The following is a 14358-nucleotide window of genomic DNA, read 5'->3' as shown; positions in this document are numbered from 1 at the left end:
CCGGCATTGAGCGGTTTTGAAACTTGCTCAATGTCGGGTTGCAATGGCCCAGGCCAAAAGATCAATCCATTATCGCCCTGGCGCAGCAATAGACATCAACGCGTTCTACTCCTTTTATTTTAATAAGGCGGGCCAGTTCATTGACGGTACTGCCTGTGGTTAGCAAGTCATCAACGATGACGACATGGGCAAATGAAATTCTGCCGATGGAAAAAGCTTTTTGCAGATTGGTGCTTCTTGCTTTCCGGCTGAGGCTTGCCTGGTTTGCGGTGTTAACAATTTTTCTGGCAGTCGTTAAATCATAGGGAAATTGTAACCGTTTTGCCAGGCATTTTGTTAATTCTGCAGCGTGGTTATACCCTCGTTCAGCCAATCGTTTGCGATGCGTGGGAACGGGCAGCAGGCAGGGGGCAACTGCTGGTTTTTCGGCTAAACCATCGAGGATGAGCTGGGTAAGAAAAGAGGTAAGATACAGCCCTTCATGATATTTAAACTCATGGATCAGGGCTCTTAACGGCTCAGTGAACTGATATCCTGCGTACACCCGGTCAAAATAAGGTTTTTGTCGAATGCAGTGTCCGCAGATCGGATGCTGGCCAGAAGACATTGGCAGGGCGCAAACCTGGCAGCACTTGCCCAATGGAGTCAATAATGTTTGGCAATCGCCGCATACTGCATACTGCTCCAGATGATATTGGCAACATAGTGGACAGATACGAGGCAATCGCATCATCTGTGATATACTTTTAGACATTTTAATCATACGGGTTTGACTTCCTGTACATTGCGCGGTTGGAAGCTAAGCATGAAGGCGGAATCTGAAATTTGCAATTCTTTTAATGCGCATGCTGATGAATATGAGCAGTATGCGAAAATACAGTATGAAATTGGCGAGCGTCTTTTTGACCGCTTGCACTATCTGAAAATTAATCCTCGTTACATTTTGGATTTAGGGTGTGGCACGGGTGTTTTTTCCAGGCGGCTTAGGCAACATTATCCAAAAGCAGAAATCATAGGCCTTGATTTGGCTGTTGCCATGCTTAAAAAGGCAAAAGAAAAACAAGGTTTTAGAAAAAAATGGCTTTTGATTAATGGCGATATGAATCAATTGCCGTTTCCCTCGGGGCTTTTTGATCTCATTTTTGCAAACCAGGTGATTCATTGGGCGAATTCCCTGCCTCATATTTTTGGTGAAATGAATCGCATCATGAATCCGAACGGCTGTTTTATGTTTTCTACTTTGGGTCCTGATACCTTTTTTGAATTAAAAAACAGCTGGTCCCACGATGGTTATGCCCATACGAATGAATTTGTTGATATGCATGATATCGGCGATGCGCTGCTTCATGCTCGTTTTCTGGATCCGGTAGTCGATATGGAAATGCTTGGCGTGCGCTATAAAAGTCTATCTCAATTATTGAAGGCATTAAAAGCTCAGGGGGTCCGCAATGTCAATCCGGGGCGTAACCGCGGTTTAACCGGCAAAAGAAGCTTTGAAAAATTCAAACAATCGATGCTGGCCTTTAAGACTGAGGCCGGGCATTATCCCTTAAGTTATGAAGTCATTTATGGCCACGCATGGAAGGGCATGCAATATCAGTCACATAAAGGAACGGAAACATTGATCCCGCTTTCCAGCTTGCGAAAGCCTGCCGCCGAATGATAATAATCGAAATCTTTTATAGAGATAAACTAAACTATATAATGACCACCTATATCTTTGCCAAGGCCACTTGAGGAGTTCCCATGGAATTTGTCAGCCGCTATGTTTCCCATCAACCCGATGAGCAGGGCATGGTGAATTACTCCAATGCCGAGCACCGCATTTGGCAAATTTTATTTGAAAGACAGCGTAAATTATTGCCGGGGCGCGCCTGCGATGAATTTTTACAGGGATTGGAAAGCTTGAAGCTAACCGCAGACCGCATACCGCAACTTCCAGATATCAGCAAGCGGATGAAGGCTTTGACCGGTTGGCAGGTCGCTCCTGTTCCCGCTTTAATTTCTGCCCGCGCTTTTTTCGAGCTTTTAGCTGAAAAGCGGTTTCCGGCAGCTACTTTTATTCGCAGTGAAGAAGAACTTGATTATGTGAAAGAGCCGGATATTTTCCATGAACTCTTTGGCCACTGCCCGATGTTAACCAATCCCGTTTATGCGGATTTTGTCCATCGTTATGCTTTGAAAGTGCTGGAATTTCAGGAAGCCGACTGGCCTTTATTACAGCGATTATTCTGGTTCACGGTAGAATTTGGATTGTTATACACATCCAAGGGCCTTCGTGCCTATGGCGGGGGCATTTTATCTTCCATCAGCGAGACTGTGTACAGTGTTGAAAGTGACAGGGCAATGCGGGTTTTATTTGAACCGGTGGCTGCTTTTCGCATGCCTTACCGTATTGACATGCTGCAGCCTGTTTATTTTGTCATCCATGAATATCAAGAACTGTATGATTTCGTCACTTCAGATATAGCGGGATTTCTAAAACGGGCGAGGTCGCTTGGAGAATATCCCCCTTATTTCCCTGTCGATGAAAACAATCCCAATATTCATATCTATGCCTGTTAGGCAATTCTTGGCCAATCTCAACAGGCAGAGCGTCTTATTGTAAAAAATAATGACTCTTGATAATATCAACGCATCTTTTGTGTGCGATCTGTTGTGCTGACAAGGAGCAATGTTTGATAAAAATATTAATTGTCGATGACCACGCTCTGGTGCGAATGGGGATTCGACGATTACTGGAAGATCTACAGGATATGGCTGTAGTCGGCGAGGCAGAGTGCGGCGAGGTTGCCCTTGCCTTGGTGAAAGATCTGCGGCCGGATGTTGTTCTTTTAGACATGAAAATGCCGGGAATTGACGGATGGGAAGTCACCCGCCGCCTAAAAAAAACAAATCCCCAAACGAAAGTTATCGCAGTAACGGCAATATGTGCTGAGCCTTTGCCCAGCCGTGTGCTGCAGCTTGGCGCCATGGGGTATCTCACCAAGGAATCAAGCGCCAGTGAAATGGCAACAGCCATTCGCAAAGTTTATCGTGGCGAACGCTATTTAAGCGCTGAAATCGCGCAAAAGATGGCCATTAATAGTCTTCAAGCCCCCCAGGAAACTCCCTTTGACCTCCTTTCCGAACGTGAAATGCAGGTTATGCTGATGATTACGAGTGGAATGACCGTTCAGGATATTGCCGACCGCTTGTTTCTCAGCACAAAAACAATTAATGGTTACCGCTATCGTATGTTTGAAAAGCTGGCCATCAAAAATGATGTTGAACTGACCTATTTAGCCATGAAACACGGTTTAATTGAACGCCCGAGTGAAACAGCTCATAGCAGCTGATGAGCTGCTATAATTAGGGTGTGTCGCATCAGCCCGGATTACAGCCTGTAATCCTGGGATTTTAACCTTATGAATAAACCAAAAATTTTGTTAAACCTGAATAAATTTCTAGCTAACCTTCCTGGCGAACCTGGCGTCTACCGAATGTTGAATGCAGAGAGGGAAGTGCTGTATGTCGGCAAAGCGGCTAACCTCAAACAACGGGTCAGCAGTTATTTTGTAAAAAGCAACCAAAGTGCGAAAACTCGTTCTCTGATCAATCAGGTGGCTGATATTGAGGTTACTGTTACCTGCAGTGAAACAGAGGCGCTATTGCTGGAAAGCAGCTTAATTAAATCACTGCGGCCTAAATACAATGTCTTGATGCGTGATGATAAATCTTATCCGTACTTACATTTAAGCAGCCACCAGGCTTTCCCGCGCATGGAAATCGTCCGGGTCAAGAAAAAACCTGCAAAAGGCAGCTTTTTTGGCCCGTATCCAAGTGCCAGCGCCATCAAGGAAACCTTGGGTGTCATTCAGAAGGTATTCAAGATTCGCAACTGTTCCGATGCGTATTTTCGCGCGCGTACAAGGCCTTGCCTGCAATATCAGATCAAACGCTGCAGCGCTCCCTGTACTGGTTATATCTCGGAAGAAAAATACCGGCAATCGGTACAGGATGCCTCCAGATTCCTGCAGGGCAAATGCCAGCTCATCCTTAAGGAACTGGAAGCCCGCATGAACCAGGCTGTGGCTGATTTGGAATTTGAAGAAGCGGCAAGGCTGCGCGACGAGATAAAAAGCTTGCGCCTTGTGCAGGAGCAACAAAGCATGATCCATTTGCGCGGCGATGCGGACGTGATTGTCTTGAAGATTGAGCCGGGGTTTGCCTGTGTGCAATGGGTGACTATACGGGAGGGAGAAGTCAAAGGCAGCCAGAGTTTTTATCCCAGCCTTCCAACAGGCTATGAGTATTGCAACGAAGATCAGGAAGCAATGGGGCAGCAGGTATTTTCTGCATTTTTATCTTATTTTTATGTGGACATGCCGGAACGGATCCCTCCTTTAATTCTCACCAATCATAAAGTCGAGGATCAAAGGGCGTTACAAACCATGCTCAGCGAGCTTAGGGGAAAACGGACTGTCATTCAACAGAGAGCGCGGGGGATTAAAGCTCGCTGGATTGATTTCGCACTGAATAATTTGCATCTGGCCGTTGCTGAATATCAAACTTCAACAATGATGAGCAACCAACGCTATGAGGCTCTTGCTAAATTATTAGCGCTTCCTAAAAAAATCAAACGCATGGAATGTTTTGATGTAAGCCACACGCAAGGCTCTTGCACGGTCGCCTCCTGCGTGGTGTTTGACGAATCAGGCCCTTTAAAAAGCGCTTATCGCCGTTTTAATATAGAGGGCATCACCGCCGGCGACGATTACGCTGCGCTGGCCCAAGCCTTGGAGCGCCGCTTCAAACGGCTCACTATTGAAGGGGATTTGCCGGACGTACTGATTATTGATGGGGGTAAGGGGCAAGTAGCCATAGCAGGGCGGGTACTGTCTGAATTGAAGATAAATGGGGTGAAATTGCTCGGCATTGCCAAAGGGCCAAAGCGCAAAGCGGGATGGGAGCAGTTAATTCTTGCAGATGAGCAATCCGAAATGACTTTGCCCGCCGATTCTCCAGCACTTCATCTTTTACAACACATACGTGATGAAGCTCATCGCTTTGCCATCACGCTCCATCGTAAAAAGCGACAAAAAATAAGCCTTGATTCTACACTCGAATCGATTGAAGGAATCGGCGCAAAAAGACGCCAGGCTTTATTAGCCCGTTTTGGCGGTTTCAGAGAATTGGCGCGCGCGCCGCTTGAAGAAATCGCAAAAGTGCCGGGGATAAATCAAAATCTCGCCAAACGCATTTATCAACATTTCCATTCTTAAAAATCTCTCAGGCAATTTAAATCACTCTTTTCCCTAAAAGAGCTCTAAACTTTTTTTATTCCTTGCCGAGAATAAAGAATATCGGGAAAAAACATTCCTTCTGAAGGTAAGGATAAGGCAATGAACAGGCAGAAAACCATGCTGATAGCTTTGTTGTCCACGCTTTCTCTCTCAGCAAAAGCTGCTGACAAGCCAATTTATTACGGAACTGGTCTTTGCGAATATCCGCAATTTGAATGCATCAAGGTAAAATCGGGGCAAAGCTGGCAAAGCCTGTTTCCGAATGAAGAGCAGCGCGATATTGTCCAGCGCATCAACCGTACCTACAATTATTTATGGGCGGGGAAAACCATTGTGGTGCCAAAGAATTTGAAAAATGCAACGATTATGGATTTTTCTCCTTTCCCCTTAAAAATCACACCTGAGGAACCTGGAAAACAAATTATTGTTGATCAGGATAAATTGGCTTGGGGGGCGTATGATGAAAACGGGCGGTTGGTCAAATGGGGGCCGATTTCATCCGGAAGCGATAAATGTTCTGACAACAGCAGCCCAACCTGCCGGACAAAAACAGGGATTTACCGCATTTTCAGTAAAGAAAATGAAAAATGTAAATCCAATGTCTTCCCTATTGGCAGAGGCGGGGCAAAAATGCCTTATTGCATGTATTTCCATAAAGGTTTGGCGCTTCACGGGTCTGATGACATACCGGGTTATCGGGCAAGCCATGGCTGTGTGCGGATGTTCACCCAGGATGCCAAGTGGTTAAACCATGAGTTTGTAGAACTTTCCAATGAAAAAAATCATTTTTTAGGTACCAAAGTTATCGTCAGGCCTGTAACCAAAAATTGAGGGCGAAATGAATATGAAACCTTTAAACTTCCTGATTGTTTTAATCTTGGGCTTTGGAGCGGCTCATGTTTACGCCAAAGATGATGAATCTTCACCGCCCCTGGGATGCCGTGATGTGGGCTATAAATTTGAAATGAGAATATTAAATTTATTGCCCTCTGCTGCTGGAACAAGAAATTCGCTTTATTTTGTCTATAATATGCTGGATAAGCCTGTCAATTTGTACCACATGCGCAAAAATGATGGTACAGGCAGTTATTATCTCAATCACACCATAAAAGGTGGTCAATGGGCTGCTTTGTCTACTTGCGAAAAAGAACTGAGATATGTGTGTACAGTAAACGATGGCAAGTCATCCTATGGCAAAATCGTGGATTGCGCCGACAGCGTAAAAATCTGTGAATATGCTAATGTTGCATTTGGTTTAAACAATCGCGGTAATCATTGGTTGGTGGACAGCAACTCTAAAAGCGGTGCCGTTCGCCAAGTCGTATACTATGGAATTATCCCTCGTTAATCCGGAAAGCATCAGGGAAGGACGGTGAGCGATGGTTAATGAATAAGGGGAATTAAATGAAATCACTGATGCCATGGTTTTGTTTGGCGGCCGCAACGAGCATGCAGGTGGCATTTGCCGGTGAGGGTTTGGATGCCTACCGGCTGGGCAACTATGACAAAGCAGCCAATCAATTAACTCAAAATAATAAAAAAGATCCAGTCATTGATTATTATTTGGGGCGTATGCGCCTTTATGGATATGGCGAGCTGAAAAACGATATTTTGGCGTTGCGCCATTTTAAGGAGGCGGCCGAGCGCGGCTTTCTGCCTGCGCAAAATATTATGGCGCGTTATGCGCTGCTTAAGGAAAATAATCCGGAAAAGGCATTGTATTGGTTCCAAAAAGCGGCTGACTCAGACGATACCGCAGCGCAATTGTATTGCGCTGCAGCTTATATTTTCGGTTTTGGTACGAAAAAGAACCCAGGTTTTGCAAGGCGCTATTACATTGCAGCAGCCAAAAGCGGCGATCCCATCGCCCAATATACGCTTGCCGAGCATTTTTTAGAAAGCCGCCACCGTTCAAATCATAAACTGGGATTAATCTGGCTTGAAAAATCAGTCGAACAGGGAAATCCTTTAGCCGAGCTTAAGCTTGGCGAACTGTATGCCAGGGGGATTCACGTTAAAAAGGATTTGGATAAAGCTATATCCTTAATGAAGCTTGCAGCAAATCAGAATTACTGGCCGGCGGCATTTGCTTTAGGCGATCTGGTAAAGGAACAAAAAGCTTATCCTGAAGCAAAAGAGTGGTATTTGAAGGCCGCGACACATGGATTTTTACCGGCTCAATTTGCGCTTGCTGAATTGTACCTTAATCCCGAAACCCCATTTCATGACACTCATGAAGGCTATTTATGGATGCTCAAGGCTGCGCAGAATAATTATGAAAAAGCGCAACTGGCATTGTCCAAATTTTATTCGGAAGGCAAAGTGGTCCCTCAGGATGAACATTTGGCAAAAGAATGGCAAAAGATGGCTCTGCAAACTGCCCAAGGCGAAACAAGCAATGCCAAAATACAAGCCATTAACTGGTTAACGAATGGGAAAAAAAACTCATTTGCCGACAGTGATTACCAGTTAAAGGGAATATTCAGTGCATGGAAAAATCCCAATGCCTTAAAAGAAAATAATTATAACCCAGCGCCGGAAATGGATGTAATCACACGGGAATCGCTTTATAAGCCGGATTTTGTCATGACTGATCCGAAACAGATTGACATCAGCGAATATTACGATGCTTTGGCTGCATCGCTTGGAAAAACAAAGGGCAGTGAGGCAGGCTTTCCTCGTTATGCCTTTGATTCATCCAGACTGATTCTTCCCATCAAACCCTTATTGCCTGAAAGCTACAGCATAACCTACAGACAGGATGAGCCGCTTTATCCTGCCATAAACGAGGAACAGGAATTTGATGTCCTTTATTACTTTTCAGAGCAAGAAGTCAAACCTGAAAGGCGCGCCCTGTTTGATGAGGTTTTTGAAAAAGCCATATTAGGTAATGCCGAAGCACAGTTCAGGCTTGGGCAAATGTATGAGCAAGGAATAGAAGTTGAAAAAAATATTGATAAGGCCATGAAATATTATTTTCTGGCTGCAGAACAGGAAGACACCCGCGCAGAATACAATCTCGGCCTTCTCTTTCTTGAGGGCAAGGAGATGAAGCCAGATCATAAGGTAGCGCTTGGTTTTTTAATGGAAGCAGCCTTTAAGGGCAATGATCATGCTGAATATGCGTTGGCAAAAATCTATGAGCAGGGGTATCGCAATGCTGATGGCGAAGAAGTCATCGCGCCCGACAAAGAACAAGCGCTCGATATGTATTATTTAGCGGCTGCCAACCAATATGGGCCTGCGCAATATCGTCTTGCAGAAATCTTGGTGCGAGAAAAACCGCAGGATATAAGCGTTGCCGCTAAAAAAGAGCGCAAACAGCTGATTAAAAAACTATACCAGGGCGCGGTACACGGCGAGGTTCAGGAAGCGGCTTTACCTCTTGCCTTTTTCAATGCCATGGAAAAAGACAAACACAAGCAGGCACAGGCGTTGCAGGCCGCCAAGCTTGAGGCCGGCAAAGGAAACGGACATGCAGCTTTACTCCTTGGCCTTTTGTATGACCGCGGTATTGCAGTGGAACGTAACCCAAGCGAAGCGCTTTACTGGTATCAGCAGGGAGAATTGAATCCAGTCAGCGCCTTCATTCTTGGGACTTATTACAGCAAGGGAGATGGCATCAATAAAGATTTGGCTAAAGGCAAAATGTTGCTTCAACAGGCAGCAGACCAAGGATTTGCCTATGCAAACCTGAATCTTGCCATTCTGAAAAAACAGCAGAATGAAGATTTTGTGGATGAATTGGATAAAGCCAGGTCGCTTGGCAACAGCAAGGCCGGACTGTTGATGGCTGATTATTATTTATCCCTTGCTGGCGACGATGAGCAAATGAAGGCAGCACGGCATATTTATCAGTATTTTGCTGAAAAAGGCGATAAAGAAGCGCAGTTAAAGCTGGCTTATATGTACGAACAGGGACTTGGGGGCGCTGCTGATATGAATGAGGCTGAGAAATGGTATTTAAGCGCTGCTTTACAAAATCAGCCCATTGCACAGTATTTGCTGGCAAGGTTCTATCAGCTTGGCAAACAAGGTTCTTATCCAGATTATGCCAAAGCCCGTGAGTGGTATGAAAAAGCACAGAATCAGTACTCACCAGCCTCAGTAGCGCTCGGGTTTATTGCTGATACAGTAGAAGATAACTATCAAGAAGCCAAGGTAGCCTATCAAAAGGCAGTAAAACAGGAAAATCCAATTGGTGCATACAATCTGGCCCTGATATATGAACTTGGCAAAGGGAATCCAGTAGATTATGAAAGGGCAAAGCAGCTTTACTATCAGGCAGCCCGACTGAATCATAGCCAAGCTATGGTGCAGTTGGCCGGAATATATTTTAACGGTTTGGCAGGACCGCGTGATGAACAGAAAGCATTGCACTGGTATAAAAAAGCTGCAAAGCAAGGAAACCGGGACGCGCTTTACCAACTGGGTTTATTATCTGAAACAGGGGTTGCAACCAAACTGGATTTTAAGGAAGCAGTGAATTATTACCAAGGAGCGGCAAAGTTGGGCAATGCTAAAGCAATACTTGCGTTGGCACGCATGTATCAGTATGGGTTAGGGGTCAAGAAAGACAGCGAGCTTGCAAAAAAAATGTATGAGGAACTTGCGTCCCATAACAACCCTTACGCCCAATATCAATTAGCCTTGTTTTACTATGATGCTGGCGCAGATGAAAGGCAGCTTGAAAAAACCAGGGAACTTCTGCTTCTCGCACAAAAAAATGGCAGCCAACAGGCACAAAGAGCGTTGCAATGGCTGGAAGCTCAATCCAAAGAACGCTTAAGCTACATTGAACCGGTCATTTTAAATCAAACTCTGGTTATGGCAGATCGGCCGGCAGATTTGATGTACCTTGATGCGTTGAATGAGTGGAACCGGGGAGATGAAGCTTTGTCGCGCAGGATCCTCAACCGAATCATGCGCGAGTTTCCTCATTATATACCGGCTAAGCGTGCTTATGAGCAACTGCACCAAAAGACTTCATCCGGTATTTTCAGTTGAGCAGTCGGCCAATCAAAAAATGACTGCTCTCATGTCAGGAGCTTCTATGGCTAAATTAAATGGCGCGCAGCTATTAGTAAAATGCCTTGAAAAACAAGGCGTAAAATATATTTTTGGTATTCCAGGAGCTAAAATAGACCGGGTGTTTGATGCGCTTTTAGAATCGAAAATCAAACTGGTTGTTTGCCGCCATGAGCAAAATGCAGCTTTTATTGCGGCAGCTTACGGACGTTTAACCGGCACTCCAGGCGTTATATTAGTGACTTCCGGCCCCGGAGTTGCCAATTTGGCAACCGGACTTTTAACAGCTACCACAGAAGGTGATCCGGTCATCGCAATTGGAGGCAATGTTCCACGAGCGATGAGCTTCAAGCAATCGCATCAAAACGCTGATAATGTCAAGCTCATGGAAGGCGTCACAAAAAGCAGTGTAGAGGCACGCTTGCCTGAGAACATTCCTGAAATCATAGAAAATGCATTCAGAATTGCCACGGCACCAACCAGCGGCGCATGTTTTATCAGCCTGCCTCAGGATGTATTGGAGCAAACTACCGCCCAAGTTCCGCTTCCTGCTCTCGCGTTGCCCCGTTATGATGGTGCGGCTTATTCATTAATTGAAAAAGCAGCCGTGATGATCAATCAAGCATCCAATCCAGTTCTGCTATTGGGGATGGAAGCCAGCCGGCCCGATAATGCGCACGCAATCCGGGAGTTTCTTAAAAAAACGCTTTTTGCTGTTGTCGGCACATATCAGGCAGCGGGCGTGATTCCAAAAGAATATGTGGATTGTTTTATTGGACGGGTAGGGTTATTTAAAAATCAACCAGGAGATCAGGTTCTTGATAAGGCCGACTTGGTGATTACAATTGGCTACAACCCAGTTGAATATGACCCGGAAGTCTGGAATGCCAATAGTCATAAGAAAATCATTCACATCGATTATTCTATGTGCAAGGTTCACGCAACTTATGTCCCCGTATGTGAATTAATCGGCGATATCGCCACAAGCATTAACCGGCTGGGAGATGTCATTAATCAACGCAAGGATATCTTTACGGATAAAACCATCAAAAAGGCCCGCCAGGAATTATTCCATACAATCGAGTCGGGGAAGGAGTATGACAAAAAACCCATCCATCCCCTGCGTTTTATCTATGAATTGCGTCAGGCAGTTGATGATTCAGTAACCATTTGCTGTGATATTGGTACGGTCTATATGTGGATGGCGCGCTACTTTTTTTCTTATCGCCCCCATCAATTGTTATTCAGTAATGGACAGCAAACGTTGGGTGTTGCCCTGCCTTGGGCGATTGCCTGCAATTATGCAAAACCTTCGGATAAAATTGTTTCGATCTCCGGTGATGGGGGGTTTCTCTTCAGTGCTATGGAGCTAGAGACGGCAGTGCGCGAAGGACTGCATTTTATCCATTACATCTGGCGCGATGGCTCCTATAATATGGTTCTTGAACAGGAGCTTATGAAATATAACCGAAAAAGCGGCGTTGATTTAGGGGGCATCGACATACCGAGCTTTGCGCAGTCTTTTGGCGCTTTGGGCCTTGAACTCAACGATCCAAACCAATTTCAGGAACTATACCATATTGCAATGGCGAGCGATAAGCCCGTATTAATTGATGTGCCGATTGATTACAGTGATAACCAAAATCTCTTTAAGGCTGTTGATCCGCGGGGAGGGCACTGATGCATGAGATACAACTGTTGCCCTGTTATACCAAACCCATTACTGCCGGTCATATTGGCTCAGTTGCTGATGTTATTGCAGGGCATGTGCCGCGGGCATTAGCAAATACCCGGTTTTTTGCCAGGGATTATCAATATGGTTTTGAATTGGCCTCGCCTATCGATATCTCATCGCTTGGCGAGGCAGTGATCGTTAATGGGTATTGTTTTGCCAATGTGACCAATCAAGAATCTTCAGAGTACATGAAGACGATCAGTGGGCAGGATTTTGTAACCACATGTGTTTTTTTAGTTCCTTTGAGAGCTCGCCCCAGCTATCGGATTGACATAGATTTTGCAAAGCCCTTAAGCCTTGGGGTTTTTTATGAAAGATTGTACCAGCAAATCAATCACCCATTTGTATTCGCTGCCTTTATTTCCTTTCGTAAGCTGCATGCCGCGGCCATTGCCAAAGCGCCGGTGTATGGGGAAAACATTTTTGACAATAAAAATGGCTATTATCTCTTCCCTGAACAATATTTAGATAGCAGGGAAGCTTTTTTAATCGGGGCGGTTGCTGATTTCCATGATCATGCCAATCCTCTTTTGCAGAAATCACTGGAAGTTGTTTTGTATAACAATCCTTTTGATAAAAAAAGTGCTTTAATTTCTCATGCCCATGGCATAACGCTGGATAAGCCCCTGAAAACTGTTCATGAAATCATTCCGGATATAGTGGAGGATGCCCTGCATGTATTTGCAGAACAAAGCATATTAACCTCTATCCATGGTGAAATTTTTGTTATTGATTCTATTGAAAATCTGCTGGATAAAAAAATTTAAACGCACCACTTGAATTCTTAGGGAATAGACCTATAAATAATAATACCGCTGAGCAATTTAAATATATGAAACCTTTCCATGCTGAGTGGTAGATTGACTCGATTCATTACAAGGAGGAATAAAAATGAGCCTTATTAAACGCGACCAACAATCTTGGCCCCGAGATTATTTCAATACCATGTTAAACCAGTTTTTACGTCCTTTTGATTACGAAGAGGGAAAAAGCGCTGAGACTAATTTGTGGAGTCCTGCTGTCGATATCAAAGAGAAAAATGACAAATACATCGTCATTGCTGATTTGCCAGGAGTTGAGAAGGATAATATTGATGTCTCTCTTGAAAATAATACCCTGACCATCAAAGGTGAGCGCAAGTACGAAAAGAAAGAAGAAGAGGAGGGTTTCTCTCGAATTGAGCGCATGCAAGGCCAATTTTATCGTCGTTTTGTTCTCCCTGAGTCCACAGATGAGTCAAAGATTAAAGCTAAATATAAGAAAGGCGTTCTCGAAATAACCATCCCGAAAAAAGAGAATACAAAAGCCAAAAAAATAACTGTACAGGTTGAAGACTAGGCTGAAAAATCTGCTTAAAAAATCCGATCCAGCAGCCTGGATCGGTTTTTTTCGGACTTAGAGCAACGGAAAAAAGAAATTAAGCTGCCATTTCCTTAACACGGGCACTCAGGCGGCTTTTAATGCGGGCTGCTTTATTTTTGTGAATTAATCCCTTATGAGCAGCCTTGTCAATAACAGGTTGTGCTTTTGCATAAGCAGCGCGCGCTGCTTCTTGATCACCGGATTCAACAGCCTTAAGCACATTTTTAACATAGGTTCGGTACATAGACCGTGCGCTGGCATTGTGTTGCCGCCGTTTAATGTTTTGGCGTGCGCGCTTAATAGCTGACTTAATGTTTGCCACTTACAATCTCCACTAATTCATTTCAGAAAACTTGGATCATGCCTATTTTACTCCAAGCTGTCAAGGAGTAAGCCTTTGTTCGGATCGAGTTATGGTGATTAAATAATTATTTTTTTGCATAGAGTGTGTTAAAAATTTTCAATTGCTCCCGTACACAACTTTCAACTATAGCCCTGAAAGAAATGAGCCATGACAATATCGCGACCTTCTCAATCAACATGGTTTTGTGGGTAGCATGAGTAAAAAAGGCGATTGCTGGGACAGTAGTGTCGCAGAAAGCTTTTTCAGCCCCGCTTAAAAGATGAACGGGTTCATTATATGCCCGACATAGCTCTGTCAGTTAATCAAAAAAATTTAATCGCTTGCATCGTTGATCCAGCAATTGAAGGTCTTGTTCCTGCATCGCTTGAGATAAAAAACTGAAACCAATCAGCTCTCGCCATTGGGGTATTACCTGATGGAACTCTTGTATGATCCCATCAATGACGTTCTGGTTTAATCTTAATTTTTCAACGGCAAAATAGTTAAAAAAATCCCGTTTTGTTAAATTATTTTTTTTTTCCTTTTAGGGGCAAGGCTATTTCTTCTTTTGTGTTTTTTTGAGCGATAGTTAAGTTAAGCAAATC

12 protein-coding genes and 1 pseudogene are annotated in these 14358 nt (G+C 44.3%); 11 read left to right on the top strand and 2 right to left on the bottom strand.

Annotation, left to right across the window (positions count from 1 at the left end; all coding sequences use genetic code 11):
* Positions 1-61: 61 nt before the first annotated feature.
* Complete coding sequence (locus Llon_RS08570) at positions 62-754, bottom strand: ComF family protein (protein WP_237758300.1); 693 nt, start codon at positions 752-754, stop codon at positions 62-64.
* 51 nt (positions 755-805) lie between these two features.
* Here Llon_RS08570 and bioC point away from each other — a divergent pair, with 51 nt between their 5' ends.
* The 10 genes from bioC to Llon_RS08520 all read left to right on the top strand — a co-directional run bounded on the left by bioC (position 806) and on the right by Llon_RS08520 (position 13386).
* Positions 806-1663 (top strand): malonyl-ACP O-methyltransferase BioC, encoded by an 858-nt coding sequence (bioC, locus tag Llon_RS08565; RefSeq protein ID WP_058529654.1) that lies wholly within the window; start codon positions 806-808, stop codon positions 1661-1663.
* Positions 1664-1746: 83 nt separating this feature from the next.
* Positions 1747-2565, top strand: coding sequence for a phenylalanine 4-monooxygenase (phhA, locus tag Llon_RS08560; protein WP_058529653.1), 819 nt, complete (start codon positions 1747-1749; stop codon positions 2563-2565).
* 113 nt (positions 2566-2678) lie between these two features.
* On the top strand, positions 2679-3338 hold the full coding sequence (gene letA, locus Llon_RS08555) for a two-component system response regulator LetA (RefSeq protein ID WP_058529652.1): 660 nt from the start codon (positions 2679-2681) through the stop codon (positions 3336-3338).
* A 69-nt stretch (positions 3339-3407) separates the two neighbouring features.
* On the top strand, positions 3408-5264 hold the full coding sequence (gene uvrC, locus Llon_RS08550) for an excinuclease ABC subunit UvrC (protein WP_058529651.1): 1857 nt from the start codon (positions 3408-3410) through the stop codon (positions 5262-5264).
* Positions 5265-5402: 138 nt separating this feature from the next.
* The gene (locus Llon_RS08545) at positions 5403-6116 is read left to right on the top strand and encodes a L,D-transpeptidase (RefSeq protein WP_058529708.1); all 714 of its coding nucleotides are present in this window, start codon (positions 5403-5405) and stop codon (positions 6114-6116) included.
* 7 nt (positions 6117-6123) lie between these two features.
* Positions 6124-6633 carry an endopeptidase IV gene (locus Llon_RS08540; RefSeq protein ID WP_065238311.1) on the top strand — a complete coding sequence of 170 codons (510 nt, stop codon included), beginning with the start codon at positions 6124-6126 and terminating at the stop codon, positions 6631-6633.
* A gap of 56 nt (positions 6634-6689) precedes the next feature.
* Positions 6690-10292 carry an SEL1-like repeat protein gene (locus Llon_RS08535; protein WP_058529650.1) on the top strand — a complete coding sequence of 1201 codons (3603 nt, stop codon included), beginning with the start codon at positions 6690-6692 and terminating at the stop codon, positions 10290-10292.
* A 46-nt stretch (positions 10293-10338) separates the two neighbouring features.
* On the top strand, positions 10339-11994 hold the full coding sequence (gene alsS, locus Llon_RS08530; RefSeq protein WP_237758299.1) for an acetolactate synthase AlsS: 1656 nt from the start codon (positions 10339-10341) through the stop codon (positions 11992-11994).
* Complete coding sequence (locus Llon_RS08525) at positions 11994-12815, top strand: hypothetical protein (protein ID WP_058529649.1); 822 nt, start codon at positions 11994-11996, stop codon at positions 12813-12815. The genes alsS and Llon_RS08525 overlap by 1 nt, the downstream gene beginning before the upstream one ends.
* 124 nt (positions 12816-12939) lie before the next feature.
* Positions 12940-13386: an Hsp20/alpha crystallin family protein gene (locus tag Llon_RS08520; RefSeq protein WP_065238310.1), complete on the top strand. Its 447-nt coding sequence runs from the start codon at positions 12940-12942 to the stop codon at positions 13384-13386.
* 79 nt (positions 13387-13465) lie between these two features.
* Here Llon_RS08520 and rpsT read toward each other — a convergent pair whose 3' ends face one another.
* Entirely contained in the window at positions 13466-13732 is a 267-nt protein-coding gene (gene rpsT, locus Llon_RS08515) for a 30S ribosomal protein S20 (RefSeq protein ID WP_058529648.1), read from the bottom strand.
* A 193-nt stretch (positions 13733-13925) separates the two neighbouring features.
* Between rpsT and Llon_RS11445 the strand changes: the two are divergent.
* Positions 13926-14050, top strand: a pseudogene (locus tag Llon_RS11445) (IS3 family transposase); the annotation flags it as partial.
* Positions 14051-14358: the final 308 nt, after the last annotated feature.

Source organism: Legionella londiniensis, assembly GCF_001467825.1.
GTDB classification, from domain to species: Bacteria; Pseudomonadota; Gammaproteobacteria; order Legionellales; family Legionellaceae; genus Legionella_A; species Legionella_A londiniensis.
Note: the sequence above shows the minus strand (reverse complement) of the source record. Positions and strands in the feature narration are given on the sequence as shown.